Genomic DNA, 26,343 nt, shown 5'->3' with positions numbered 1-26,343 from the left:
TCATCCGAACAACCGGGTCGCGACGTCCGCGACCTTGCGGCCGAGATAAGCAGCCCCGGCCAGGTCGTTCGCATCGGGTTGGCGACTGCCGTCGCTCCCGGCAATCGTCGTGGCACCGTAGGGCGCTCCACCTCGAACCACATCCCAACCCATCTGGCCGGCGAAGCCGTAATCGAGACCAACGATCGTCATTCCGAAATGCAGCATGTTAGTGATAAGCGAGAAGAGTGTCGTCTCCTGGCCGCCATGTTGCGATCCCGTAGAGGTGAATGCCGCACCGACCTTGCCGATCAGCGCTCCTTTCGCCCAGAGACCGCCGGCGCGATCGAGAAAGGCCGCCATCTGCGAGGAGATGCGGCCGAACCGCGTTCCGGTTCCGATGACGATCGCGTCATAGCTCTCCAGATCTTCGATGGTCGCGATGGGCGCCGCCTGATCGAGCTTGAAATGCGACGCGCGGGCCACTTCTTCAGGAACCGTTTCGGGCACCCGTTTGATGTCGACGCTCGCTCCGGCGCTTCGCGCTCCTTCCGCAATAGCCTCGGCCATCTTCTCTATGTGACCATAGCTCGAATAATAGAGCACCAATATCTTTGCCATAACGTCACTCCTTCGTCCGCGCTCGCGGGCGGGCAACATCTAGAGATTGTCTTTAAGGAACGTCCCGATCCTGGCCGTAACAGCGCTGATCCTGTCGGGGTCGTTGTAGAAATCATTGTGCGTGCACTGCTCGATTATATCGATGTCCTTTTGTTCCGATCGAGCTGCATCAAACAGCCGGAAGCCATCCCGGTAAGACCCAAAGGGATCGTCGGTGTCACCGATCACCACCTGCAGGGGCTGTACGAGCAACTGGTCCGCCAGATGAAATGCGTCGAACGTGAATACCGCGCCAAGGTCCGCAAGGCGCAGGCTGGCCGAGTCAGTGGGTGCCTGCTCGGCGCCGGCCGCCGCGCCGGATCCAACAACCTCCACAAGGTCGAGCGTTCGCGCGGGGCCAGCGCCTTCCGTCTCGGCTACCGGCACCAGGCCGACAATCTTCGGGGCGGCTCCCTGTGCTTCAGCCGTCCTCTGGCGGCCGATCTCGCGCAGGCGCGCGGCCGCCGCGCCGGCCGTCAGATCACCCTCGCGCTGAATGCGGCCCACATTGACCGGCGCCACGGCCGCGAGAGCGGCTATCCGGTAGTCCGACATCGCCGCCCCCACGAGGTAGCCGGCACCAGCGCCCAATCCCACCGCTGCGATGCGTCCTTCATCGACGAAGGCCATGGTGACGAGATAGTCGATCGCGCAGCGAATATTCTCGATCCGGTCGCCAGGATCGGTGCCGATCTCTTCGCCCGCGCTCGTCTTCGATGTGGCGTCCAGTACGAGCGTCGCATAGCCGAGCTGGGTCAGCTTCGTGCCATAGTCATGTGCCTGGTCCCGACTTGGCCCGGAAGGATGGACACAGATCAGCGCCGGATATTTCTTGGCATCGTCGAACGGAAGCGGAAGATGCAGATTGGCTGCGACGACCCTGTCCTTGTTCTTGAAAGTGATCGGTTCCATGCGTCCGCTGGCCTCCTCGAAAGCTACTTGAGCAGCACCGCTGCCTTCGCAGCGGTCTGATAGATGCCCCATGCGATCGGGATGCCCACCGCGATCCACGCCAGGAGAACAGCAGCGCTGGGGCGGGCCGGCCCGCCAACCTTCGGCCCCACAGCCGTTCCGTGCCCGACCTCGGAAATGCCAGGAACGATCTCGTCCGCAGCCATATGGAAGCGCGGATGGACCGGGCGGATGAGAAGGTTGAGGATGAAGGCCAGCACAAGGAGCGTGGCGAGTGTCCAATAGATGGGTTGGTAGACCTGATCGCGCGGAATCCCGGCCGAGATGCGATTGTCGCGAAGGGCCGTGACAATGAATGGCCCGAGAACCCCTGCTGTCGACCAGGCCGTCAGCAGGCGCCCATGGATTGCGCCGACGAACTTGGTGCCGAAGAGATCCGCCAAATAGGCGGGCACCGTTGCGAAGCCACCGCCATACATGGACGCGCAGACGCAGAAGGTGAGAATGAAGAGGCCGATGGAGCCGCCGAGCAGGGCCGGTGCGGCGAGGCCATAGAGGAGCGTGCCCGCTGCCGTCATGACGGCAAAGGTCCGCTGGCGACCGAGCTTGTCAGACGAGGTCGCCCAGAAGAACCGGCCGCCGATATTGAAGAGGCTGATGAGCCCGACGAAGCCGGCGCCGACGGCCGCAGCGGCAGTCTTGTCAGCATCGTTGAAGGCGGTGAAGAGCGTACCAGGCTTGTCGATCAGTCTGCCGCCAAACACTTCCTGCAGCATGGGCGAGGCGACCCCGATGATGCCGATCGAGGCCGAAACGTTGAGCAGGAGCACGCCCCAGACCAGCCAGAATTGCGGCGTCCTGTGCGCGTCTTTCAGATGGACGTGAAAACGGCTGATCGACGCATGTATCGTCGCTGGCGGTGTCCGGCCCACCGGTCGCCATCCCTCCGTGGGCACACGAAAGCCGAAAGCGCCCGCCAGCATGAAGACGAAATAGCCGATCGCGAGTACCGCGAAGGTCTGCCACACACCGACCCCGGCGGGGCTGGCGAATGCGTGCATCAGCCGGTCGGCGAGCGGGCTGCCGATCATAGCACCACCGCCAAAGCCCATGATGGCCATGCCTGTCGCCATGCCGCGCCGATCGGGAAACCATTTGATGAGGGTGGAAACCGGCGTGATGTAGCCGATTCCAAGACCGATGCCGCCGAGAAGGCCGGTGCCGAGCCAGAGCAGCCAGAGCTGGTGCATCGCAACGCCCACAGCACCCAGCGCCATGCCGCCACACCAGCAGCAGGTTGCCACGACCCCCGCCTTACGCGGCCCCGCGCGCTCGAGCCAGCCGCCCCACATGGCCGCCGCGGCACCCAGCACGACGAAGAAGATCGAATAGGTCCAGACGAGGTCGCTCACGCGCCAGTCGCAACTCGTGGTTGTCAGCGCGCCTAGAAGCGACATTCCCTCGCAGGTCACCGGGCTCGAGATCCCGACTGCGCGCGAAAGCGGGAGCCAGAACACGCTGAACCCATAGGCCATGCCGATGCAGAGATGGATGGCGAGCGCACAGGGCGGCACCAGCCAGCGGTTGAAATCGGAGCCGGCGACAATGTTTTCCCGGTCGAGAATGCCAGGCGGCCGTCCACCGGCAACTGCACTTGCTGACGCCATTCCTCTTCTCCCTCAGGTCTGGATGGTACCGCTCCCGGTGATTGCCGCCCCGCGCCCCATCACTCGACCGTCAGCTTGAGCGCACCGTCGCCCTCGTCGACCTTCACTGTCGATCCGTCGGGAATTTCGCCCTGCAGGATCTTCTCTGCGAGGGGGTCCTGCAGATAACGCTGCACCGCGCGCTTCAGCGGACGCGCGCCATAGACGGGATCATAGCCGACGCGCCCAAGCCAAGCGCGGGCGGCATCGTTGAGGTCGAGCGTGATCTTGCGATCGGCGAGCAGCTTCTGGAGCCGCGCAACCTGGATATCGACGATCGGCGCCATATGGTCGGCGGCGAGGCGGTGGAACAGGATGATGTCGTCGAGGCGGTTGAGGAACTCGGGCCTGAAATGGGCCCGCACCACTTCCATCACTTGCGGCTCGGCGGCCGAGGCCGGTTCATTCTCGCCAAGCTGGGTGAGATATTGCGAACCGAGGTTCGAGGTCAGGATGATGAGCGTATTGGTGAAGTCGACCGTGCGGCCCTGGCCGTCGGTCAGGCGGCCGTCGTCGAGCACCTGCAGCAGCACGTTGAAGACGTCCGGATGGGCCTTCTCCACCTCATCGAACAGCACGACCTGGTAGGGCCGGCGCCGCACCGCCTCGGTGAGGACACCGCCTTCGTCATAGCCGACATAGCCGGGAGGCGCGCCAATGAGGCGGGCCACCGAATGCTTCTCCATGAATTCCGACATGTCGATGCGGACCATCGCCTGGTCATCGTCGAACAGGAAACCGGCGAGCGCCCGGGCCAGCTCAGTCTTGCCGACGCCCGTCGGCCCCAGGAACAGGAAGGAGCCGAGCGGCCGGTTGGGATCCTGGAGGCCCGCGCGCGCGCGCCGGACGGCCCGGGACACCGCGGCAACCGCGTCTTCCTGCCCGATGACGCGCTTGCCGATCGCCTCTTCCATATGGATGAGCTTTTGCCGCTCGCCTTCGAGCATGCGGTCGACCGGGATACCGGTCCAGCGCGAGACGACGCTGGCGATATCCTCGGCGGTCACTTCCTCGCGCAGCATCGCGCCCTTGGCGATTGCCTGTGCCTCGAACAGCTTTCTCTCGAGGTCCGGAATGGTGCCATATTGCAGCTCCCCAGCCTTGGCGAGGTCGCCGGCACGCTGCGCCTGCTCGAGCTGCACGCGCGCGGCGTCGAGCTGTTCCTTGATCCTCGCCTCGCCCTGGATCTTCTCCTTTTCAGCCTGCCAGCGCGCGGTGAGTTCGCTCGACTTCTGTTCGAACTCGGCAATATCCTTCTCAAGGTGAGCGAGCCGGTCCTTGCTGGCTTGGTCCGTCTCCTTCTTCAGCGCCTCGCGCTCGATCTTGAGCTGGATGATCCGCCGGTCGAGATTTTCGATCTCTTCAGGCTTGCTCTCCACTTCCATGCGCAGGCGCGAGGCGGCCTCGTCCATGAGGTCGATGGCCTTGTCGGGCAGGAAGCGGTCCGTGATGTAGCGGTTGGAGAGCGTCGCCGCCGCCACGATCGCCCCGTCGGTGATCCGCACGCCATGGTGCAGCTCGTACTTCTCCTTGAGCCCGCGCAGGATCGAGATCGTGTCCTCGACCGTCGGTTCACCGACGAAGACGGGCTGAAAGCGCCGCTGGAGCGCGGGATCCTTCTCGACATATTTGCGATATTCATCGAGCGTGGTCGCACCGATGCAGTGGAGTTCGCCGCGCGCGAGGGCGGGCTTCAGCAGATTCGAGGCATCCATCGCGCCGTCGGTCTTGCCCGCGCCGATCAGCGTGTGCATCTCGTCGATGAAGAGGATGACCTGTCCCTCGGCGCCCTTCACTTCGTCGAGCACGCCTTTGAGGCGCTCCTCGAACTCGCCGCGATATTTGGCGCCCGCGATCAGCGATCCCATGTCGAGCGCCATTAGCGTGCGGTCCTTGAGCGTATCGGGGATGTCCCCATTGGCGATACGCAGCGCTAGACCCTCGGCGATGGCGGTCTTGCCGACGCCGGGTTCGCCGATCAGCACCGGGTTGTTCTTGGTCCGGCGCGCCAGGATCTGGATGGTGCGGCGGATCTCCTCATCCCGGCCAATGACCGGGTCGAGCTTGCCCGCGCGTGCCGCCTCTGTGAGGTCGCGCGCGAACTTCTTGAGCGCGTCATAGCGGTCCTCGGCCCCCGCCGTATCGGCCGTGCGCCCGCCTCGGAGGGTGTTGATCGCATCGTTGAGCGCGTCGGCCGTCACGCCGGCAAGCTCGAGCGCCTTGCCGACAGCCGTGCCCTTCGCGAGCACGCAGGCGAGAAGCAACCGCTCGACGGTCACATAGCTGTCGCCGGCCTTCTTTGCGATCTGTTCGGCGGAATCAAGGAGGCGCGCGGCATCATTGTCGAGCGCGGGCGGTTGCTGTGCGCCGCTCCCGGAAACTTTGGGGAATTTGGCGAGCGCGGCATCGACCTCTCGCGTTGCCACCTGCGGCGAGCCACCAGCCCGTTCGATCAGACCGGCCGCCATCCCCTGGTCGTCTTCCAGAAGTGCCTTCAGGATGTGCTCCGGCGCGATGCGCTGGTTGTTCAGCCTGATGGCGACGGTCTGCGCGGCCTGGAGAAAGCCCTTGGCGCGGTCGGTGAACATCTCGAGGTTCATGGCGCTTCCTAAAATTCCAATGGACGCGGCGGTCGCTCAACCGAGCCGTTCCCGCGAAATGATCTTGGATCGTCACGTCGCCCCCGCAGGCGAGCGCTGGTGACGGTTCATCGAAAGGTGCCAATCGAGCCGGTGGAGAGGTGGAGGGTGCCCGGCCCGATTGGCAGGTTGCGGGAGTCAGATTGCAGTCCTCATCGGCTCGTCCTCCCGCGACCATTCGCTTAGAAGTCCATGCCGCCCATTCCGCCTGGCATGGCCGGCATGGCCGGCTTGTCTTCCGGCAGGTCGGCGATCGATGCCTCGGTCGTGATCAGGAGGCCCGCGACGCTCGCCGCATTCTGGAGCGCGGTACGCACGACCTTGGTCGGATCGATGACGCCGGCCTTGACCAGATTCTCATAGGTATCGGTCTGCGCATTGAAGCCGATCGACGGATCGTTGCCGTCGAGCAGCTTGCCCGAGACGACAGCGCCATCGAAGCCAGCATTCTCGGCGATCTGCTTGACCAGCGAGGTCAGCGCGCGGCGGACGATATCGATGCCGCGCGTCTGATCATCATCCTCGCCGTTGAGGCCTTCGAGCGCCGTGGTCGCATAGAGCAGCGCCGTGCCTCCGCCCGGGACGATGCCCTCTTCGACAGCCGCGCGGGTGGCATGTAGCGCGTCGTCGACGCGGTCCTTGCGCTCCTTCACTTCGATCTCGGTTGCACCACCGACCTTGATGACTGCAACGCCGCCCGCCAGCTTGGCCAGACGTTCCTGCAGCTTCTCGCGATCATAGTCGGACGTGGTGGTCTCGATCTGCGCGCGGATTTGCTCGGTCCGCGCCTTGATCGCGTCATGGGTTCCCGCACCATCGACGATCGTGGTCGTGTCCTTGTCGATCGTGATCTTCTTGGCCTGGCCGAGCATGGCCAGCGTCACGCTCTCCAGCTTCGTGCCGAGATCCTCGCTGACGACATTGCCGCCGGTCAGGATGGCGATGTCCTCGAGCATCGCCTTGCGGCGATCGCCGAAGCCCGGCGCCTTGACCGCGGCGACCTTGAGGCCGCCGCGCAGGCGATTGACGACGAGCGTGGCCAGAGCCTCGCCCTCAATATCCTCGGCGATGATGAGAAGCGGACGGCCCGACTGCACCACCGCTTCGAGGATCGGCAGCATCGACTGCAGGTTCGACAACTTCTTCTCGTGGATGAGAATGTAGGGATCGGCCAGCTCAACCGTCATCTTCTCGGGGTTGGTGATGAAGTAGGGCGAGAGGTAGCCGCGGTCGAACTGCATGCCTTCGACGACATCGAGTTCGAACTCGAGGCCCTTGGCCTCCTCGACCGTGATGACGCCTTCCTTGCTGACCTTCTCCATGGCTTCAGCGATCTTCTCGCCGACTTCACGGTCGCCATTGGCCGAGATCGTGCCGACCTGAGCAATCTCATGCGAGCCCGATACGGGCTTCGAGCGCTCCTGAAGCTCTTTGATGACCTTCGCCACGGCGAGATCGATGCCGCGCTTGAGGTCCATCGGATTCATGCCGGCGGCCACCGACTTCATGCCCTCGCGGACAATCGCCTGGGCGAGCACGGTGGCGGTAGTGGTGCCGTCACCGGCCGCGTCGTTGGTCTTGGACGCCACTTCGCGCAGCATCTGCGCGCCCATATTCTCGAAGCGGTCCTTGAGCTCGATATCCTTGGCGACGGTGACGCCGTCCTTGGTGATGCGCGGTGCGCCGAAGCTCTTGTCGATGACGACGTTGCGGCCCCTCGGCCCGAGCGTGACCTTGACCGCGTCCGCGAGAATGTCGACGCCCTTCAGGATCCGTTCCCGAGCGTCCCGCGCAAATTTGACGTCCTTCGCTGCCATGTGACTTTCCTTTCAGAGAGCAAGAGATCTTGTCGCGACGGGTATTGACTGTCCGCCGTCACAGATTGGTCCGGACCGCATCAGGAGACGATGCCGAGGATGTCGGATTCCTTCATGATCAGGAGTTCCTGGCCATCGATGGTGACCTCGGTGCCAGACCATTTCCCGAACAGGATGCGGTCCCCGGCCTTCACGTCGAGGGGCACAAGCTTGCCATCTTCGCTGCGCGTACCGTCCCCTGCGGCAATGACCTCCCCCTGTTGGGGCTTCTCCTTTGCCGTGTCGGGAATGATGATCCCTCCGGCGGTCTTTTCCTCGGCTTCCACACGGCGCACCAACACCCGATCATGCAAAGGACGAAACTTCATCGCTGCTATCCTCCAACCTAAAGGCGACAACTAAGCGAGACGGTGTGGAACACGCTGGAAATCGCCATATTTCATGGTCTGTTCGATGAGGATGGAATCCAGGACGTCCCGTGCGGAACTGTGAACGCGCTCCAGGACCAATGCCCCGCCACCCGTTCATTGCCTCCGTCGAAACGCCGAACTCCATCAATGCTGTCGTCGCATGCGCCCCTCCATGTCTTCGCGGCAGAAATGAGAGCAATAGGCGTGCCAACTTAAGTCGCACCGAAATTCAATGATTTATTGGATCGGCAATCGATCGGGGAGACAGGATGTCCGCCCGCCAGAAGACAAAATGTCCGACACCCATCCGCCACGGGCATGGGCGTCCGTCGCTGCGGTGGGTCACGCGCGATACGATCCCGAGCACCAGCGCCACCCCCAGCACGATCGCCAACCCGTAGAGCGCTGCATGCCCGATCTCATGGAAAAGGCCGGAAAAGGCTTGCCCGAACTCATAGCCGATGAGGGTGAAGGCAGTGCCCCAGACGAAGGCTGCGCAGGCATCGAGGGGCACGAAGGTCTTCACCGCCACATAACTCGCGCCGATTGCAATCGGACTGATCGTGCGCAGGCCATAGGCAAAGCGAAAGCCGACAATGAAAGCCGTCGGATGTCTCCCGATGAGCGTGGTGGCTCGTTCGAACGCAGACCGCCGCATGGCCTTTTGCACCCAGGCATAATGCTGACAGTGGCGTCCGAGGAAGAACCAGGCCTGATCGACCATGAACGAGCCGGCAGCCGCAGCGACCATTGCCTCCCAAAGCGGGATGAGTTGGCGGTGCGCCGATATACCGCCGGCAATGACTGTCGCCTCGCCCTCGAGCCCTGCCCTGAAGAGGATGGCGATCACACCGTAGCGTGCGAACAGCAGCTCGATCGACATACAAGAATCTGCCCCAAATTGCTGGTACGATAACCGCGACTTCCCGCAGCATCTCAAATCCGGATTTCTGTTCCCAGTTCGACGAGGCTTTCCGAAGGGATCCCGAACGAGGCGCCCGTTGGCGTCACATTGCGCTGCATCCAGACAAAGATGGACTCGCGCAGCTTGGCCATCCCGCGGACCTTCCGATCGGCAATGACCGTCTCATGCCCGATATAATAGGTGGCGTCCGCTAGATCGGTCGCCGAGGCGCAAATCCGGGCACCCCTCAGCCCGGCGGGGATGTCGGGGCTCTCCATGAAGCCGAACCGCAGGATCACGCGCTCAAAGCCAGCGCTCAGCACATGCACTTCGGCCCGGTTTCCAGGGTCCACCACCGGCACCTCTTCGGTCACGACCGAGACCAGCAGCACCGTGTCCTGCAAGGCCTTGTTGTGCCGCAAATGGGCCGCCAGGGAGAGTGGAATGCCGCTGCGCGCCGCCGAGAGGAATGCGGCCGTGCCGCTGATCCGGACGACCGACTTGGTTTCGAGCGCCGCTATGAACTGGGGCTCCTCGATCCGTCGCTCAGCTCTTGCGGCATCGACCAGTTGCACGCCCCGGCGCCATGTCAGCATCAGGAAGGCGATCGCGCCCGCGATCATCAACGGAAACCACCCGCCTTCGAAGAGCTTCACCGCATTGGCGCCGAAGAAGAACAGGTCCACGGCCATGAAGAGCCCATTGACCGCCAGGACTAGCACCGGCGGAAACCCCCATTGGAGCGCTACCAGAGCGGCAAGGAAGGTGGAGATCGCCATCAGCCCGGAAACCGCTATCCCATAGGCCCCCGCCAGCGCATCGGACGTTTTGAAGATAAGCACGGCCGCGATCGTCGCAGCGGCGAGCAGCCAGTTGACCGTCGGCACGTAGATCTGTCCGCGCTCGTCGCGCGTCGTGTGGAAGATCGCCAGCCTGGGAAGAAAGCCCAACTGGACCGACTGATGCGTCAGCGAAAATGCCCCGGAGATGATCGCCTGCGATGCGATGATGGTGGCAACGGTTGCAAATGCCACCAGGGGATAATGGGCCCAGGCCGGCGCAAGGCTATAGAATGGGCCGGCGATGGCGGCGGGATCGCTGGAAACGGTCGCCGCCTGCCCCAGATAGTTCAGGACCAGCGCGGGAAGCGCGACAAGGAACCATGCCGCCCTGATCGCGCCGCGCCCGAAATGCCCCATGTCGGCGTACATGGCCTCGCCCCCCGTCACGGCCAGAAAGACCGCGCCCATGACGCCGAAGCTGACGGCGATCGGCGCTCCGGCCAGAAATCCTATCGCGTGCGAAGGCAGGAGTGCCGCCAGAATTGCCGGATGGCGAGCGATCGCGGCCACACCCAACGCAGCGATGACGACGAACCAGCAGAGCATGACCGGCCCGAAGATCCTGCCGATAAATCCCGTGCCCTTCGACTGAACGCAGAACAGCGCGAGGAGGATTATAAGCGTCAAGGGGACCACTGCATGGCCGAGCATAGGTGCGTCGACCTTCAGTCCCTCGACCGCGCTCAGGACCGAAATGGCTGGAGTGATCGCGCCGTCCCCGTAGAGGAGAGCGGCGCCGACCAGGCCCAGCACGAGCAGGGCCGTGCCTCGGCTGTTGGGGGATCCGGAGGTGACGCCAAGCAGCGCCAGCATAGCGACCACGCCTCCCTCCCCGCGATTGTCAGCGCGCAGGATCAGGAGCGCATATTTGATCGAAACGATGACGACGAGCGACCAAATGATGAGCGAGGCAATACCGGACGCCGCATGTCCGGGTCCGAGACCGGATTTCACGCCAGCAGCCAGCGCAACCTTGAAGGCGTAGAGGGGACTGGTCCCGATATCGCCATAGACGACACCAAGCGCGGTCAGCGCGAGGACGGGCAGCGCGCGCTTCCTTGAAGATGCCTCCGCGACGGGCGCTTTGAGGGTGTCAGGTGCCACGGCCGTCCCGCTCAGTTCAGGGCTTCAGGACAATGCGGATGAGACCGGCAACGATGCCCAATGCGAGGACGCTGCCTGCCCAGATCGCGACCATCCAGCCAAGCCGTTGGAGAAAGGACGTCTCACCGCCCATCAATGGTAGCCGTGCGTGCCGGCTTTGCCGCGAAACACCCAATAAGCCCAGCCCGTATAGATAATGATCGTAGGGATGATGATCACCGAACCGACCAGCATGAAGAGCTGGCTCTGATAGGGCGCCGCGGCATCCCAGATCGTCACCGCGCGCGGCACGACATAGGGATATATGCTGATGCCAAGCCCAATGAAACCGAGCAGGAACAGGGCAAGCGCCATCACGAATGGCAGGCGTTCGGCGCCGCGCTTCAGGCTCCAGAAGAAGATCGCCGAACAGATCATAACAAGCAGCGGAACCTGCGCCGTGAGCAGTACGCCGGGCATCGTAAACCAGCGCCGCCAATAATCATAGGCGAGGAAGGGCGTGGCCAGACTCACGGCCCCCAATGCCAGGAGCGTCGCCACGCCAAGTGGGACGGCCAGGTGTCGCGCCCGCTGCTGGCAGCGATATTCGGTCCGCCAGATGAGCCAGGTCGCGCCGAGCAGGGCATAACCGATCACCACGGCCAAGCCCGTGAGCAGGCTGAAAGGACTCAGCCAGTCCAGCCAGCCTCCCGCATAGGCGTCATGCTCGACATGAATGCCCTGCAGGATCGCCCCGAGCGTGACCCCTTGCGCGAAAGCAGCGACGATCGACCCGAGCGAGAAGGCCATGTCCCAGAACGGCCGATGGCCCGCGTCGCGCCACCGGAACTCGAACGCCACGCCGCGAAACACAAGTCCCAGGAGCATCGCGATCATCAGCGGATAGGTCGCGGGCAGAATGATCCCGTATGCGAGCGGGAAGGCCGCAAACAGCCCCCCTCCCCCCAACACCAGCCAGGTCTCGTTGCCGTCCCAGACCGGCGCGATCGAGTTCATCGCCTGGTCGCGTTCCTCGCCGACCGAATAGATCGGGAAGAGGATGCCGATGCCGAGATCGAAGCCGTCCATCACGACATAGGCGCAAACGGCAAAGCCGATGATGCAGGCCCAGACAATGGTGAGATCAAGATGTCCCATGTCTCAAGCCTCCCGCGACGGCGCAGCGACGACACCCGCCGCAGGGGTGATGCCGGCGGCACGCTGCGGGACCTTTGCTGGCTCCGGCTCGCCCGCGCTTGGCGGCTTCGCCATCATCCGCAGCAGATAGTATGTGCCGGCACCGAAAGCGCCGAAATAGACGATAACGAATGCAAGAAGCGACGCAGCCACGGCAGGCGCTCCCAGGGGCGAATGGGAATCGACCGTGCGCAGCAGTCCATAGACAGTGAACGGTTGCCGTCCGGCCTCGGTCGTCACCCAGCCCGCGATGACCGCCACGAAGCCGGCGGGGCCCATCGCAACCGCGGCCCGGTGCAACCAGGCCCAGTCATAGAGCTTCTTGCGCATCCGCGCGAGCAGGCTCCACAATCCCAGCCCGAGCATGGCCAGGCCCAGCGCCACCATGATCCGGAAGGACCAGAAAATGATGTGAGCAGGGGGCCAAATATCGCGCGGATAGTCCTTCAGGCCCGGAAGCGGCGCATAGGGGTCGTGCTTGAGGATCAGCGATCCGACATGAGGCACCTCGACCTTGTAGCGGACCCGCGCTTCCTCGTTGCTCGGCAGGCCGAAGAGCACCAGCGGCGCCCCATCAGGGCTCGGATCATAGTCCCCCTCCATCGCCAGCACCTTGACCGGCTGATGCTCGAGCGTGTTGAGACCGTGCTGGTCGCCCGCGAGGATCTGGATCGGCGAGACGAGCGCCGCCATCCACATCGCCATGGAGAACATCTTGCGCGCGCCCGGGTTCGAGCGATCCTTGAGCAGATGCCAGGCGCCGACCGCGCCGACCACCAGCGCTGTGGTCAGATAGGCGGCAATGACCGTGTGGACGAGACGATAGGGAAAGCTCGGATTGAAGATGATATCGAGCCACGAGCCCGCCGGCACGAACTGGCCCTTCGCGTTGATCGCGTAGCCCGTCGGCGTCTGCATCCAGCTGTTCACCGAAATGATCCAGGTCGCCGAGATCAGCGTGCCAAGCGCCACCATGCACGTCGCGAAGAAATGAAGCCCCTTGCCCACCTTGTTAATGCCGAACAGCATGACGCCAAGGAAGCCGGCCTCGAGGAAGAAGGCGGTCAGTACCTCATAGGCCATGAGCGGGCCGATGATCGGCCCCGCCTTGGTCGAAAAGACCGACCAGTTGGTGCCGAACTGGTAGGACAGGACCACTCCGGAGACGACGCCCATGCCGAAGGCGACGGCGAAAATCTTGATCCAGTAGCGATAGAGATTGGCGTAGACGCCGTTGCCGGTCTTCAGCCACAGGCCCTCGAGCACCATCAGATAGCTCGCCAGCCCGATCGAGAAGGCGGGAAAAATGAAGTGGAAGGAGACCGTGAACGCGAACTGCGCACGGGCAAGTATCACTGGGTCAAGATCCGCGAACACTCTGCCTCCCCCCGTTATCGTTCCAGATTATGCGATGGCGGCCCTTCTCGTGGCTCGGGCCGCCACGACGCGGACCGGAATCGATTTGGCGGCGGGCGTGCCGCTCATGCGATCATAATAGTCGAGCGGCAGGAGCGGATTGAGCTCAGGATAGTAGCCCGCGATCGCGCCGCGCGGCATCGGATAGTCGATGACCGTCAGCGCATCGACGCGCCGCTTGACCCCGTCGTCGCTGATCGTCTCGAGCGCGACGGTCGCCCTTTGCTCAAGGCCCCGCGCGATACGATCGTCCTCGTTCATGAAAAGGACCATCCGGTCGTTGTAAACGCCCCGATAGCGGTCGTTATAGCTGTAGATCGTCGTGTTGAACTGGTCGTGCGAGCGCACCGTTGCGAGCCGCAACATGGCCGGATCATCGACCGGCGTGTTGACGTCGAGACCGGGCAGCAGCAGGAAATTCGCCTTGCCGGTAGGGGTGAGCCAGACCAGGCGCCGCGGCGCCACGTCGAGATGGAATCCCTTGGGATCCTTGATCCGCCCCGAGAAATCCTCGTAGATTTCGGGATAGACCGCTGCGATCTTGTCGCGGATGAGGGTGTAATCGTGGATGTAGGATTCCCAAGGGATCTTGCTCTCAGGAAGCGCGGCCATCGCCATGCGGCAGACGATCTCGACCTCGGGCTTGAGATGCTCGCTGGCCGGCGTCAGAACGCCCCGCGACGCCGTCACGTTCGACATGGAATCCTCGATCGTGACGAACTGCTCGCCGGCAGAGGTCTCGATCCGCTCGGACCGCGCGATCACCGGCAGGATGAGCGCATCGCGCCCATGGACAAGATGGCCGCGGTTGAGCTTGGTGGCGATGCCGACGGTGAGTTCGAGCTTACGCATCGCTGAATAGGAAATGTCCGTATCGGGCACGGCGCGCACGAAATTGCCGCCCATGCCGATGAATACCTTTGCGGTGCCTTTCAGCATCGCCTCGACGGACTCGACGGTGTGATGCCCATGTTCGCGCGGTGGCTCGAAGCCGAAAACGTCCCGGACGCGGTCGAGATAGGCTTGCGTTGGTTTCTCGTCGATGCCGACCGTGCGATCGCCCTGGACGTTGGAATGACCGCGAATGGGCGAAATCCCGGCGCCCGGTTTACCGTAATTGCCCTTGAGCAGAAGGATATTCGCAACCTGCTGGAGAAGCTGCGAGCCCAGCTGGTGCTGGGTGAGGCCCATGCCGTAGCAGATCATGGTGGCCTTGGAGCGAATGTAGATCTCGGCGCAACGACGGATCTGCGCTTCCTCGATCCCCGAGTGCGCCACGAGGTCGGCCCAGTTGAGCGACATCACCTCGTCGCGCACGGCTTCCATTCCCAGTGTGTGCTCGGCGATGAAGGCATGATCGAGGATCTTCTCGCCCTTTGCCTCGCGCTCGAACATGACCTTCATCATGCCCTTCAGCAGCGCCAGATCGCCGCCGATCTTGATATGCACGAACTCGCTGGCGATCGGCGTCGAGCCGAAGGTCGCCATCTGGATCACGTCCTGCGGCTCGGTGAACTTGATGAGCGCGCGTTCGGGCATTGGGTTGACCGCGACGATGGGCACGCCGCGTTTGCGTGCCTCAACCAGGTTGGTCATCATCCGCGGCGAATTGGTGCCGGTGTTCTGGCCGATGACGAAGATCGCCTCTGCATGCTCGAAATCTTCGAGAATAACGGTGCCCTTGCCGACGCCGATGGACGGCGGCAAACCGCGGCTCGTGGGTTCGTGACACATGTTCGAACAATCGGGAAAATTGTTCGTGCCGAACTGGCGCACCAGGATCGAATAGAGGAAGGCCGCCTCATTGGGGGTTCGGCCGGACGTATAGAATTCGGCTTCATGCGGGCTGTCCAGCGCCAGCAGGTGTTTTCCGATCAATGCGAAGGCTTCGTCCCATGAGCAGGGCACATATTTGTCGCTCTTGGACTCGTATCGCATCGGCTCGGTGAGACGACCCTGCATCTCGAGCCAATAGTCCGATTTCTCCATGAGCTCGGCAACCGTGTGCTGGGCGAAGAACTCGCGCGTCACGCGAAACTTGGTCGCCTCATGCGCCAGCGCCTTTGCCCCGTTCTCGCAGAATTCGAGCGTCTTCTTGCAGTCAGCGTCCGGGAACGCGCAGCTTGGACATTTGAAGCCGCCAGGCTGATTCATCGCCAGGAGGGCACGTGACCCCTTCGTAACGACGCTCTGTTCGAGGAGCACCTTGGCAGTCGCGGCTGCCGCCCCCCAACCTCCAGCAGGATGGTCATAAGGCTTGTAGCGAAGATTTTCGTCAGCCATGATCAGCTACGTCCAATACACCTGAAAACATCCGGCTAAGTAAGCACGATGGGGCCTTGTTTTCCACGGACATTGTGTCCTGTGGCTTTGGATAAATTGTCCGCCCGACGACAACGTCAGGCCACCAAGAGCCTGATTTTGCTCTCTTCTCAAGTTGGCACGCCGTTTGCGTTCCGAGATCTGTCGGCGGCCGCGTGGGCGGGCTTGGCTTTCGACTCGATGAAGGCATCAACTGGTCTGCTGCTTCGATGATCGGTCAGTCTGGCTAATCGATACAGACACTATTTCCCGACGGGAGCAGGTGGCCCGAAATTGGAGATGGCACCTGCCTCTTTCCTCCGATCATAGCCTCGCGCCGCCCCGATCAGACGGCAGCAATTGTCAGTGCTGCTACAAGGTGCTGACTGTACGACCATCCTCGTTCGCAGTGCGCTGCGTGAAAACCACTGCCCGAGGTGCGGCCCCTGAGTTTCCGGGTCCATGCCGTCATTCCCGTCGCATTGCGGCCCTACCCTTGGCAGGTCACGCGGTAAAGCTAGCGTTTATTGTCCGCCACTTTCGCTGCAAAGCGCATCAGCAAATTTGCGTCACAGACTTTTCTGCACGCCGAACCACAGACATGGTGTGAATAACGAAGCTCTGATTGGTACGGGTGGTCGGACTCGAACCGACATTCTGATCACTCAGAGGCGGATTTTGAATCCGCTGCGTCTACCAATTCCGCCACACCCGCACGTCGATTGCCACTCTCTCGTGACCAAGAATCAACTTCTTGAGGCGCTATAGAGGGGGCCAAATTTAATTTCCAGCCCTTCGTGCGCCCATCCACCACCTGAACGTCTACCCCTACAGACTAAGTGTGAGCAGACCTCACTCCGACTGATGCCGGAATTGGCTCGAACCCTCGCGAGCCCTCCCAAATACTCCTGAACCCACTTTCTAGCGGCTCCTATGCGGCACCTAGAAAATGCAGGCCCTAAATCGACCTTCCAGACTAACGATTAAGCCATTGCTTTCATTCAGAAAATTCTACCGCATAGAACGAACGGCCTATCGCAACACCGGTTTTTGAGTCCGCTGCGTCTACCATTTCGCCACATCCGCGTGCCGATCCAGCACACGGGACGTGGCCAAGGATCGACTCTTACTCGCCCCTATAGGTGCATGATTAGCGGATTTCCAGACGGGAATGGAGCAACCGAAACTTTTATCCTTGCCGCAACGGTTGCTGACATAGCGGATCGGAAATGGCGTGCTTGACAGACGACCCTGACATTCCCACATGCGCCGCAATGTAACTTTGTATCACACTGGATTATATATGACGGATTGCGGAGAGCGGCAGGCGGCCCAAGGCGTAGCGGGGCCAAACCGCTGGCTGGATGGATTCGCGCTCTGCGCTTCCTCGCTCTGCACGCTGCACTGCCTGGGGCTGCCCCTGCTCTTCGCGCTGCTCCCCGCTTTCGCGAGCCGGATCGATCCGGGCGAATCCTTCCATATCGTGATGCTGGCGCTCGCCATTCCGACCAGCCTGTTCGCGCTGGTCCAGGGGCAGCGCGCCCATCGGTCGGGACTTCCGCTGATTCTCGGCCTGTCCGGCCTGCTGTTGATGGGGATCGGCGCGGTGCTGGTCGAAGGCGCGTGGCGGGAGGCGATCTGGACCATCGCGGGGAGCGCGCTGCTCGCCCTCGCCCATATTTTCAACTGGCGGCGTGGCAGAATAGGGTTGCAAGGGCCAGCCTGACCCGCATATTGCGGTTCGCGTGCGCCGCAAAGGCCGGATTTCGAGGGATCGAACGAAACGCAACAGGCATTATGTTGCGGCAGGACGACATGCTCGATAGCCTTCTTGCGTAACGATCCGCGCTCGCTATAAGGGCGGCATCGTGCAGACATAGACAACTTCAAAACGGAGAAGGGTGTTCCTTTGACCGAACCGTCTGCCACGTTCCTGTTATTCGGTGCCACGGGCGATCTGGCCCGCCGCATGATTTTTCCGTCGCTTTACAACCTCCTGGCTGACGGGCTGCTGCCCGACGATTTCCTGATCGTTGCATCGGGCCGGTCGGCCATGTCGGATGACGATTTCCGCAGCGAAGTTTGCGCGGCGTTGCAGCAATTTCTGCCCGCCGATCGCTATGAGGCGGAGATTGCGGAACGGTTCCGTACCATGATCGGCTATCAGCCGGTCGAGGCAGGCAATGCCGTGCAATTCAAAGCGCTGGCCGAACGGATCGACGGGCGGCTGGAGCGCGGTCTGTCGGTGTATCTCTCCACACCGCCCTCGCTGTTCGCACCGACCGCTCAGGGACTGGCCGACGCTGGCCTCATCACGCCCAAGACGCGGATCGCGATGGAAAAGCCGATCGGCAAGGATCTGGCATCCTCGAAAGAAGTGAATGACGGCATCGGCGCGCTTTTCGCCGAAGAGCAGATTTTCCGTGTCGACCATTATCTGGGCAAGGAAACGGTGCAGAATCTGCTCGCTCTGCGCTTCGGCAATGTGATGTTCGAACCGCTGTGGAACGCCACCGCGATCGACCATGTGCAGATCACCGTGGGTGAGACGGTGGGGCTGGAAGGCCGCGTTTCCTATTATGACGGTGTCGGCGCGCTGCGCGACATGGTGCAGAATCATATGCTCCAGGTCCTGTCGATCATCGCGATGGAGCCGCCCGCCCGCATGGACCCGACCGCCGTGCGCGACGAAAAGGTGAAGGCGCTGCGCTCACTGCGCCCGATGACCGACGAGACGGTCAAGACCCATAGCGTGCGCGGCCAATATACGCCGGGCGCGGTGCAGGGGCAGATCGTCACCGGCTATGCCGACGAACTGGGCAAGCCGTCCGACACCGAAACCTTCGTGGCGCTGAAAGCCTATGTCGACAATTGGCGCTGGCAGGGCGTGCCCTTCTACCTGCGCACCGGCAAGCGGATGCCGGCGCGCCAGTCGGAAATCGTCATTCAGTTCAAACCGGTGCGTCACAGCATTTTCGGTCGCGACGGCCACAGCACGGGTCTGGAACCCAATACGCTTGTCATCCGCCTGCAACCCGAAGAATATATCCGCCTTGCCATCATGAGCAAAAGGCCGGGCCTGGAACGGCAGGTGCATCTGGAGGAGGTGACGCTGGACGTGTCGCTGACCGCCGCCTTCGCCGGACAGCGGCGGCGCATCGCCTATGAGCGGCTGATCCTGGATCTGCTGGCCGGCGACGCGACCCTGTTCGTCCGCCGCGACGAGGTGGAAGCGCAGTGGACATGGATCGATTCAATCATCGATGGGTGGAAAGAGGCCAATGTGAAGCCCGCCCCCTATTCTTCGGGGAACTGGGGTCCGTCTTCGGCCATTGCCCTTATCGAACGCGACGGAGCAAGCTGGCATGACTGATCTTCATCCGGTGATCGCAAAGATCACCGACCGCATCGTGGAGCGCAGTGCCGCTTCGCGCCTCAAATATCTCGACCTGATCGAGCGCGGCCGCGACGCGGGCACCAACCGCGCGCAGCTTTCCTGCGGAAACCTGGCCCATGGCTTTGCTGCGAGCGGCGAAGACAAGGCTGTCATCCGTACCGGCGCAGCGATGAACATCGGCATCGTCACATCTTATAACGACATGCTGTCGGCGCATCAGCCCTATGGCCGCTATCCCGAACAGATCAAGATCGCCGCGCGCGAAGTCGGTGCGACGGCCCAGGTGGCGGGCGGCGTGCCGGCCATGTGCGACGGCGTGACCCAGGGGCAGGCGGGCATGGACCTGTCGCTGTTCAGCCGCGACACCATCGCCCTGTCGACCGCGGTGTCGCTCAGCCATGCGATGTTCGAAGGGACGCTGCTGCTGGGCATTTGCGACAAGATCGTGCCGGGCCTGCTGATCGGTGCGCTGCGCTTCGGCCATCTGCCGACGATCCTGATCCCGGCCGGTCCAATGCCCTCTGGCCTCGCCAACAAGGAAAAGGTCCGCATCCGCCAGCTCTATGCCGAGGGCAAGGTCGGCAAGGACGAATTGCTGGAATCGGAAAGCGCCAGCTATCATGGCGCGGGCACCTGCACCTTCTACGGCACCGCCAATAGCAACCAGATGATGATGGAGATGATGGGCCTGCACATGCCCGGCGCCGCCTTCGTCAATCCGGGCACGAAGCTGCGCACCGAACTGACCCGTGCGGCGACGCACCGGATCGCCGACATCGGCTGGGACAGCAATGATTATCGTCCGCTGGGCCATTGCGTCGATGAAAAGGCGATCGTCAACGCGATCATCGGCCTGATGGCGACGGGTGGTTCGACCAACCACGCCATCCACCTGCCCGCCATCGCGCGGGCGGCGGGCATCCATGTCGACTGGACCGACTTCGCCGAGATTTCCAATGTCGTGCCGCTGCTGGCGCGGGTCTATCCCAATGGATCGGGCGACGTGAACCATTTCCACGCGGCGGGCGGCATGGCGGTCGTCATTCGCGAACTGCTCGACGCCGGGCTGCTCCACCGCGATATCCTGACCGTCGCACGGGCCGACCTGACCGACTATGGCAAGGAACCGGTGCTAGAGGATGAGGCGCTGATGTGGCGCGATGTCCCGGCCTCCCGCGATGAGGCGATATTGCGCCCGGCCTCCAACCCCTTCCAGGCGGATGGCGGCATGAAGCTGCTCCAGGGCAATCTGGGCCGTTGCGTCATGAAGGTGAGCGCGGTCGACAAGGAACGCTGGACGATCGAAGCGCCCGCCGCCGTATTCCAGGATCAAGACGACGTGCTGCGCGCCTTCAAGGCGGGCGAACTGGAGCGCGACGTCGTGGTCGTCGTCCGCTTCCAGGGACCGAAGGCCAACGGGATGCCGGAGTTGCACAAACTGACCCCGGCGCTGGGCGTGTTGCAGGATCGCGGCTTCAAGGTCGCGCTGCTGACCGATGGACGCATGTCCGGCGCGAGCGGCAAGGTGCCGGCCGCCATCCATTTGTCGCCCGAAGCGCTGGGCGGCGGACCGATCGGCAAGCTGCGCGACGGCGATCTGGTGCGGGTCTGCGCGGAAACGGGCGCTGTCGAGGCACTGGTCGATGTGGCGACATGGGACGCGCGGGACATTCCCGCCGCCCCGCCCCCGCCCTATGACACCGGTCGCGAATTATTCGCCCTGTTCCGCCACCACAGCGATCTGGCGGAAGCCGGTGCGTCGCCGATCCTGGCGGCGATGGAAAGCGAGATTTGACATCACCCCGTCATGCCGGTGAAGGCTGGCCTCTCTAGCGTTCGGGCGCAGCCTGGCCTTGTGAGATCCAGCTTTCGCCGGGATGACGGCAAATGAATTGGATGCCTTTTTGATGACCAACCTCATCGCCGTCGACATTGGCGGGACCAATGCCCGCTTCGCGCGCGCCTCGCTGGACGCCAGGGGCGTGCCGACGCTTGGTACCGTGCGCAAATATAAGGTCGCGGACTATCCCAGCCTTCAGGCCTGCTGGGCCGCCTTTGCCGAAGATGAGAAGGCGCATGGCGACCTGCCCGACGCCGTATCGATCGCCTTTGCCACCGCCATCGGGCGGGAAATCATCAAGCTGACCAACAGCAACTGGGTGATCCGCGCCGATACGCTGGCGGACGACCTTGGCGTGCGGACGGTGCGGCTGGTCAATGATTTCGAGGCGGTGGCCCATGCGGTATCGCGCCTGCCCGACGAAAATCTGCCGCTCCTCTTCGGCGAAGACCGCCCTTTCCCCCGCGATGGCGGCGTCACCATCCTTGGCCCCGGCACGGGACTGGGCGTGGCGATGATCGCCTATGACGACGGTCATCCCCATGTCATCGCGACCGAGGGCGGCCATCTGGACTTCGCGCCACTCGATCATCTGGAGGAAAAGATCCTCGCCTATCTGCGCGACAAGTTCCTGCGCGTGTCGACCGAACGGATCGTATCCGGCCCCGGCCTCAACTATATCTACAAGGCGATGGCCACGATCGGCCACGACCGCGTCGTGCTGATGGAAGATCCCGAACTCTGGCAGGCCGCGCTCGACGGCAGCGATCCCTTCGCCCGCGCGGCGCTGGAACGCTTCTGCCTCTGCTACGGATCGGTGGCGGGCGACCTGGCGCTGGCCCATGGTCCCCACAGCGTCGTGCTGGCTGGCGGCCTGACCCAGCGGATGCGCGATTTCCTGCCGCAGAGCGGCTTCCATACCCGTTTCAAGGCCAAGGGCCGGTTCGAAAGCCTGATGGCGACCGTGCCGATCCGTTGCGCTATCCATGAAGAAATCGGCCTGTTCGGGGCCGCAGCCGCTTTTAGGGAGAAGAATGCATGAGCCTGACCGTCGCCCAGGTTATGGAACTGGCCCCGGTAATCCCGGTGCTGGTGGTCGAGAGGGTCGAGGATGCACTGCCGATCGCGCGGGCGCTCGTCGCGGGCGGCCTGCCCGCGCTGGAAGTGACGCTGCGCACGCCCGCCGCGCTGGACGTGATCCGCGAGATGGCGAAGGTCGAGGGCGCAGTCGTGGGCGCTGGCACCGTGCTCAACCCCCGGCAGTTGGACGCCGCCATGAAGGCGGGCGCGCGCTTCGCCGTCAGCCCCGGCCTGACCAAGCCGCTGGGCAAGGCGGCGATCGAGGCGGGCCTGCCCTTCCTGCCCGGCACGGCGACCGCCGGCGACATCATGCGCGGGCTGGACATGGGCCTGACCCATTTCAAATTCTTCCCGGCCGAAACTTCAGGCGGCCTGCCGGCGCTCAAGGCTCTGGCCGCACCGCTCTATGAGGCGCGCTTCTGCCCCACCGGCGGCATCACCGCCGAAACCGCGCCCAAATGGCTGGCCGAACCCTTCATCAAATGCGTCGGCGGTAGCTGGGTCGTGCCCAAGGGACCGATCGACCCGGCGAAGATCGAGGCTTTGGCCCGCGCGGCAGCAGCTCTGCCGCGCTGAGGCCATTGCGCCACGCCGCTCGCCCCCCTAAATGCAGATCATGAGTCCGCGCCGCTTCCTGCCTTATCTGGCCCTGCTGCTTTCCGGTTGCGCCGGTGGGCAGTCGGGCTATCCCTCGCTCGCCAAGCGGCCGATCGAGAGCGCTCCGGTGGCCGAAGTCGCGCCGCCGCCAGCGCCAGCGCCGGCCGATCCGCAGCTATCGGCCGACATTGCACGCTATGTCGCGCAGGCGAAAACGGGCGCGGTCGCGTTCGACGCCGCCTATGCCAAGGCGGACAAGGCCGTGCACAGAGCGTCGGGCGCGGCGGTATCCAGCGACATATGGGTCGCCGCACAGGTGGCGATCAGCAGCCTGGAAGCCGCGCGCAACGACAGCGTGTCGGCGCTGGCAAGTCTGGACACGCTCTATGTCGAGCGCAGCGATCAGGTGGCCGATGGCAAGGCCCGTGGCGGCCTGGCGGATATCGACACCGCCCGCAGCGCGACTCTGGCGCAGGTGGACCAGCAGAATGACCGCATCGACGCGATGAAAGCACGTCTGCCGCAGCCCTGAGGTCTCTCTTGTTAGAGGTTCAGAGCTTCACCCTTATTTTCAGCGTCATGCCGGACTTGATCCGGCATCCAGGGCCACAGAGGGCAGCGCCTGCGACTCTGGATGCCGGATCAAGTCCGGCATGACGGTGTGCAAATAAGTGCCTAAAACCGCCCTATTCCAGCGCCGCCTTGATCGCCCCCTTATGCGCCTTGGCATTGTGGACATAATGGTCCACGCCCTCGCGCATGTCGATCAGCGCCTCGTCGCTCAAGTCGCGCATATATTTGGCGGGACGACCTGCCCAAAGCTGGCGGTGCAGCACCGTCTTGCCGGGCGATAGCAGCGCGCCCGCGGCCAGCATCGCGTCGCTCTCCACCGTCGCGCCGCTCATGACGATCGCGCCCAGCCCGACGAACGCCCGGTCGTGCAGCACGCAGCCATGGATCATCGCCATGTGGCCGATCAGCACATCATCGCCGATGATCGCTGGCCAGCCTTCGGCGGGGCGGCCGTCGACACGGTCGCCGGGGCTGTCGCAATGGATGACCGTGCCGTCCTGCACATTGGTCCGCGCGCCGATCCGGACCCGGTTCACGTCGCCACGGATCACGCAATTATACCAGATGCTGGCGTCCTCGCCGATCTCCACGTCGCCGACGATCCGGCACCCCGGCGCGATAAAGGCGCTGGGATGAATCACCGGCGCCTTGCCGCCGAAGGGGATGATGCTGACGTCGGGATAGGCAGGGGCCGGCATGATGGCTTTCCTCTTATGGTCTGATCTTCAGGATCAGCAGGATGCTGGCATGATCGTCCGACCAGGCGGCAAAGCCGGACCGTCCGGGCAAGGCCTGCCATCGGTCGGGACCGGTACGCGCCACCAGTCGGTCCAACTGCGCCGGATCGCGCGACAGGGCGACCCAGACCGATGCCGTATAGTGACGGCCAGCGTCGCGCTGGTCCGGCACATAATGGCGAAGCCGCGCTTGCCAGCCCCCTGCCCGCGCCCCGGCGGCCAGCACCGGGCGCAGGTCCAGATAGCGGTTGGAAATATGGATGAGCAGCAGGCCGTGAGGAGCAAGGCGGCGACCATAAATGGCCAGCGCCTCCCGCGTCAGCAGGTGCATCGGAATGGTGTCGGAGGAGAAGGCGTCGATCACCAGCAGGTCCGCACCGCCAGCCGGTTGCCGCACCAGCGTCATGCGCGCATCGCCGATCACGATGTCAGCATGGGGCTGGCAGCGCGACAAGAAGGTGAAGTCAGCGGGGTTGCGGGCGATCGCGACCATGGCCGGATCAATCTCATAGAAGCGCCAGCTCTGGCCCGGCCGGATATAGCAGGCGAGCGTCCCCGCCCCCAGGCCGACCACATCGATGCGCGCGCGCGGGCCGAACAGGTCCGGCGCATGGCGCAGCGCCAGGCCGACGCCCGACTCCGGCGCATAATAGCTGGTGGGATCGAGCGCCTGCGCCGGCGCACGATTCTGGATGCCGTGCAACGTGGTGCCGTGGAACAGGATGCGTTCGTCCGGACCCTTGTCAGCCACGCCATAGACGCCGAAATAGCTGCGCGTCAGCATACCCGTCGCGGATTGGGCCAGCTTTTCCCAACCGCTGAGGCAGAGCATCAGATAGATCAGCATCCCCGCCGTCAACAGCCGATGACCCAGCGCCAATACCCCCATGGCGATGATGGCGGTAAAGCAAATTGTCTTGACCAGCGGGGATTTCCACTCCGATGCCAGCAGCCCGCCGCCGATCATCGACAGCGACAGACCCAGCAGGAGCATCACCGCCGCCAGCCAGACCCGGCGGCGCGGATCATCCCATATTAAGCGCGGCAGGCGCAGGAAGGGTGCGCGCGCCGGAAGCAGGAGCGCGGCGGCGACCAGCAGGATCGGATATTCATAGGTCCAGTCGAAGATGAGCGGCGCGAGCAGCGCGCAGAACAGCCCGCCCATCATGCCGCCGACCGCCATCAGCAGATAGAAGCGCGTCAAATGCACCGCTGCCGGGCGCAGGGCATAGAGCTGCGCATGGAGCGCGACGGCCGTTACGAACAACACCGCCAATATGCCGATGGCGACGAAGACCGGAAACTGAACGCCCCCCGTAAACGCGATGCAGGCGCCGATCAGCAGCAGAATTGGCGCAACCAGCATAGAAAGTTCGGCCAGACCACGGCGCGTGGCAAAGGCGATGGAGAAACTCAGCAGATAGAGGCCGAGCGGCAGCACCCAGAGCAACGGCATGGCGACGATGTCGGTGGTGAGGTAAAGGCTGGTCGCCAGCATCAACCCCGATGGCACGGCCGCCAGCACGATCCAGTAGAGCATGGTGCGCCGGTCCGGTGGCGGCACCGCGTCGGCCAGTTCCTGTGTTCCGGCGACCTCCCCGTCAAGCGGCAGTCGGCGGGCGCTGGCATAGACCAGGAAGAAGAGCGCGCCATAGCAAAGCGACCAGAGAATGCTCTGCGCCTTGAGCGTCAGCAGCGGCTCGACCAGCAGCGGATAAGCGATCAGCCCGGCGAAGCTGCCCAGGTTGGACGCGGCATAGAGCGGATAGGGATCGCTCCCGTCGGCGATGGCGAACCAGCGTTGCAGCAGCGGCGCCTGCGCGGCGACGATGAAGAAGAGCGGACCGATGGACGCGCCCAGCAGCCCGAGCACCCAAAGGGCCGGCTCCGCATCCGCAGGCGGCTGCCACCCGGCCAGCCCGATCGGCAAAAAGATGGCGGAGAAGAGGAACAGGCCGAGATGGATCATCGCCTGCCGCCGCGCACCGAAGCGGCCCAGCCAGTGGGCATAGGCATAGCCCGCAAGCAGCAGCGCCTGATAGACCAGCATGGCCGAATTCCATACCGACGGCGCGCCGCCCAGGCGCGGCAGCGCCATGCGGGCGATCATCGGCTGGACCAGGAAAAGCAGGAACGACCCCGCGTAGATCGTCAGGACGAAGCGTGGGCGCGTTCCGATCATCATCCGTTCCCCCTCATCCGACCCTGGTCGATCCCCGCCGTCGCTCACCATCATGGCGCGGCAACCCCCTG

General features: G+C 63.5%; 20 protein-coding genes and 1 tRNA gene. 6 read left to right on the top strand and 15 right to left on the bottom strand.

Annotated elements, in window-relative coordinates; genetic code table 11:
• The 13 genes from wrbA to MOK15_RS03125 all read right to left on the bottom strand — a co-directional run bounded on the left by wrbA (window position 1) and on the right by MOK15_RS03125 (window position 16,581).
• The gene (wrbA, locus tag MOK15_RS03185) at window positions 1-600 is read right to left on the bottom strand and encodes an NAD(P)H:quinone oxidoreductase (protein ID WP_242930278.1); all 600 of its coding nucleotides are present in this window, start codon (window positions 598-600) and stop codon (window positions 1-3) included.
• Between the two features lie 39 nt (window positions 601-639).
• Window positions 640-1,551, bottom strand: coding sequence for an alpha/beta hydrolase (locus tag MOK15_RS03180; RefSeq protein WP_242930277.1), 912 nt, complete (start codon window positions 1,549-1,551; stop codon window positions 640-642).
• Window positions 1,552-1,574: 23 nt separating this feature from the next.
• Window positions 1,575-3,218 (bottom strand): OFA family MFS transporter, encoded by a 1,644-nt coding sequence (locus MOK15_RS03175; RefSeq protein WP_242930276.1) that lies wholly within the window; start codon window positions 3,216-3,218, stop codon window positions 1,575-1,577.
• Between the two features lie 59 nt (window positions 3,219-3,277).
• Window positions 3,278-5,857 carry an ATP-dependent chaperone ClpB gene (gene clpB, locus MOK15_RS03170; RefSeq protein WP_242930275.1) on the bottom strand — a complete coding sequence of 860 codons (2,580 nt, stop codon included), beginning with the start codon at window positions 5,855-5,857 and terminating at the stop codon, window positions 3,278-3,280.
• Between the two features lie 221 nt (window positions 5,858-6,078).
• Entirely contained in the window at window positions 6,079-7,713 is a 1,635-nt protein-coding gene (gene groL / locus MOK15_RS03165; RefSeq protein WP_242930274.1) for a chaperonin GroEL, read from the bottom strand.
• A gap of 80 nt (window positions 7,714-7,793) precedes the next feature.
• On the bottom strand, window positions 7,794-8,081 hold the full coding sequence (gene groES, locus MOK15_RS03160; RefSeq protein ID WP_242930273.1) for a co-chaperone GroES: 288 nt from the start codon (window positions 8,079-8,081) through the stop codon (window positions 7,794-7,796).
• 271 nt (window positions 8,082-8,352) lie between these two features.
• Window positions 8,353-9,006 carry a DedA family protein gene (locus MOK15_RS03155; protein WP_242930272.1) on the bottom strand — a complete coding sequence of 218 codons (654 nt, stop codon included), beginning with the start codon at window positions 9,004-9,006 and terminating at the stop codon, window positions 8,353-8,355.
• A 53-nt stretch (window positions 9,007-9,059) separates the two neighbouring features.
• Window positions 9,060-10,973, bottom strand: a complete 1,914-nt coding sequence (locus MOK15_RS03150; protein ID WP_242930271.1) for a KUP/HAK/KT family potassium transporter — start codon at window positions 10,971-10,973, stop codon at window positions 9,060-9,062.
• A 16-nt stretch (window positions 10,974-10,989) separates the two neighbouring features.
• Complete coding sequence (locus tag MOK15_RS03145; RefSeq protein ID WP_278254106.1) at window positions 10,990-11,106, bottom strand: DUF2474 domain-containing protein; 117 nt, start codon at window positions 11,104-11,106, stop codon at window positions 10,990-10,992.
• Window positions 11,106-12,110, bottom strand: coding sequence for a cytochrome d ubiquinol oxidase subunit II (gene cydB, locus MOK15_RS03140; RefSeq protein WP_242930270.1), 1,005 nt, complete (start codon window positions 12,108-12,110; stop codon window positions 11,106-11,108). The genes MOK15_RS03145 and cydB overlap by 1 nt, the downstream gene beginning before the upstream one ends.
• A gap of 3 nt (window positions 12,111-12,113) precedes the next feature.
• Window positions 12,114-13,526, bottom strand: coding sequence for a cytochrome ubiquinol oxidase subunit I (locus tag MOK15_RS03135; RefSeq protein ID WP_242930269.1), 1,413 nt, complete (start codon window positions 13,524-13,526; stop codon window positions 12,114-12,116).
• 27 nt (window positions 13,527-13,553) lie between these two features.
• Entirely contained in the window at window positions 13,554-15,848 is a 2,295-nt protein-coding gene (locus MOK15_RS03130) for an FdhF/YdeP family oxidoreductase (RefSeq protein ID WP_242930268.1), read from the bottom strand.
• Between the two features lie 644 nt (window positions 15,849-16,492).
• Window positions 16,493-16,581: transfer RNA gene (locus MOK15_RS03125), tRNA-Leu, on the bottom strand.
• A gap of 588 nt (window positions 16,582-17,169) precedes the next feature.
• Here MOK15_RS03125 and MOK15_RS03120 point away from each other — a divergent pair.
• From MOK15_RS03120 to MOK15_RS03095, 6 genes are all read left to right on the top strand, one after another.
• The gene (locus MOK15_RS03120; RefSeq protein ID WP_242930267.1) at window positions 17,170-17,592 is read left to right on the top strand and encodes a MerC domain-containing protein; all 423 of its coding nucleotides are present in this window, start codon (window positions 17,170-17,172) and stop codon (window positions 17,590-17,592) included.
• A gap of 183 nt (window positions 17,593-17,775) precedes the next feature.
• Window positions 17,776-19,239, top strand: coding sequence for a glucose-6-phosphate dehydrogenase (zwf, locus tag MOK15_RS03115; protein ID WP_242930266.1), 1,464 nt, complete (start codon window positions 17,776-17,778; stop codon window positions 19,237-19,239).
• A complete protein-coding gene (gene edd, locus MOK15_RS03110; protein WP_242930265.1) occupies window positions 19,232-21,058 on the top strand; it encodes a phosphogluconate dehydratase in 1,827 nt (608 codons plus the stop codon). Before zwf ends, edd begins: the two co-directional genes overlap by 8 nt.
• 112 nt (window positions 21,059-21,170) lie before the next feature.
• Window positions 21,171-22,145: a glucokinase gene (glk, locus tag MOK15_RS03105; RefSeq protein WP_242930264.1), complete on the top strand. Its 975-nt coding sequence runs from the start codon at window positions 21,171-21,173 to the stop codon at window positions 22,143-22,145.
• Window positions 22,142-22,759, top strand: a complete 618-nt coding sequence (eda, locus tag MOK15_RS03100) for a bifunctional 4-hydroxy-2-oxoglutarate aldolase/2-dehydro-3-deoxy-phosphogluconate aldolase (RefSeq protein WP_242930263.1) — start codon at window positions 22,142-22,144, stop codon at window positions 22,757-22,759. The genes glk and eda overlap by 4 nt, the downstream gene beginning before the upstream one ends.
• 40 nt (window positions 22,760-22,799) lie before the next feature.
• Complete coding sequence (locus MOK15_RS03095) at window positions 22,800-23,312, top strand: hypothetical protein (RefSeq protein ID WP_242930262.1); 513 nt, start codon at window positions 22,800-22,802, stop codon at window positions 23,310-23,312.
• A gap of 154 nt (window positions 23,313-23,466) precedes the next feature.
• Here the strand turns inward: MOK15_RS03095 and MOK15_RS03090 are convergent, their stop codons facing one another.
• Window positions 23,467-24,051, bottom strand: coding sequence for a gamma carbonic anhydrase family protein (locus MOK15_RS03090; RefSeq protein ID WP_242930261.1), 585 nt, complete (start codon window positions 24,049-24,051; stop codon window positions 23,467-23,469).
• Between the two features lie 13 nt (window positions 24,052-24,064).
• On the bottom strand, window positions 24,065-26,272 hold the full coding sequence (locus MOK15_RS03085; protein WP_242932613.1) for a fused MFS/spermidine synthase: 2,208 nt from the start codon (window positions 26,270-26,272) through the stop codon (window positions 24,065-24,067).
• Window positions 26,273-26,343: the final 71 nt, after the last annotated feature.

Origin of the sequence: Sphingobium sp. BYY-5 (assembly GCF_022758885.1) — a bacterium.
GTDB lineage: Bacteria > Pseudomonadota > Alphaproteobacteria > Sphingomonadales > Sphingomonadaceae > Sphingobium.
The sequence above is the reverse complement of the archived record's forward strand: the minus strand, read 5'-3'. Positions and strand labels throughout refer to the sequence as shown.

Excerpts from the sequence above, each read along its gene's own strand:
- wrbA (WP_242930278.1), bottom strand. The coding sequence starts at position 600 with ATGGCAAAGATATTGGTGCTCTATTATTCGAGCTATGGTCACATAGAG.
- MOK15_RS03180 (WP_242930277.1), bottom strand. The coding sequence starts at position 1,551 with ATGGAACCGATCACTTTCAAGAACAAGGACAGGGTCGTCGCAGCCAAT.
- MOK15_RS03175 (WP_242930276.1), bottom strand. The coding sequence starts at position 3,218 with ATGGCGTCAGCAAGTGCAGTTGCCGGTGGACGGCCGCCTGGCATTCTC.
- clpB (WP_242930275.1), bottom strand. The coding sequence starts at position 5,857 with ATGAACCTCGAGATGTTCACCGACCGCGCCAAGGGCTTTCTCCAGGCC.
- groL (WP_242930274.1), bottom strand. The coding sequence starts at position 7,713 with ATGGCAGCGAAGGACGTCAAATTTGCGCGGGACGCTCGGGAACGGATC.
- groES (WP_242930273.1), bottom strand. The coding sequence starts at position 8,081 with ATGAAGTTTCGTCCTTTGCATGATCGGGTGTTGGTGCGCCGTGTGGAA.
- MOK15_RS03155 (WP_242930272.1), bottom strand. The coding sequence starts at position 9,006 with ATGTCGATCGAGCTGCTGTTCGCACGCTACGGTGTGATCGCCATCCTC.
- MOK15_RS03145 (WP_278254106.1), bottom strand. The coding sequence starts at position 11,106 with ATGGGCGGTGAGACGTCCTTTCTCCAACGGCTTGGCTGGATGGTCGCG.
- cydB (WP_242930270.1), bottom strand. The coding sequence starts at position 12,110 with ATGGGACATCTTGATCTCACCATTGTCTGGGCCTGCATCATCGGCTTT.
- MOK15_RS03130 (WP_242930268.1), bottom strand. The coding sequence starts at position 15,848 with ATGGCTGACGAAAATCTTCGCTACAAGCCTTATGACCATCCTGCTGGA.
- MOK15_RS03120 (WP_242930267.1), top strand. The coding sequence starts at position 17,170 with ATGACGGATTGCGGAGAGCGGCAGGCGGCCCAAGGCGTAGCGGGGCCA.
- edd (WP_242930265.1), top strand. The coding sequence starts at position 19,232 with ATGACTGATCTTCATCCGGTGATCGCAAAGATCACCGACCGCATCGTG.
- glk (WP_242930264.1), top strand. The coding sequence starts at position 21,171 with ATGACCAACCTCATCGCCGTCGACATTGGCGGGACCAATGCCCGCTTC.
- eda (WP_242930263.1), top strand. The coding sequence starts at position 22,142 with ATGAGCCTGACCGTCGCCCAGGTTATGGAACTGGCCCCGGTAATCCCG.
- MOK15_RS03095 (WP_242930262.1), top strand. The coding sequence starts at position 22,800 with ATGAGTCCGCGCCGCTTCCTGCCTTATCTGGCCCTGCTGCTTTCCGGT.
- MOK15_RS03090 (WP_242930261.1), bottom strand. The coding sequence starts at position 24,051 with ATGCCGGCCCCTGCCTATCCCGACGTCAGCATCATCCCCTTCGGCGGC.
- MOK15_RS03085 (WP_242932613.1), bottom strand. The coding sequence starts at position 26,272 with ATGATCGGAACGCGCCCACGCTTCGTCCTGACGATCTACGCGGGGTCG.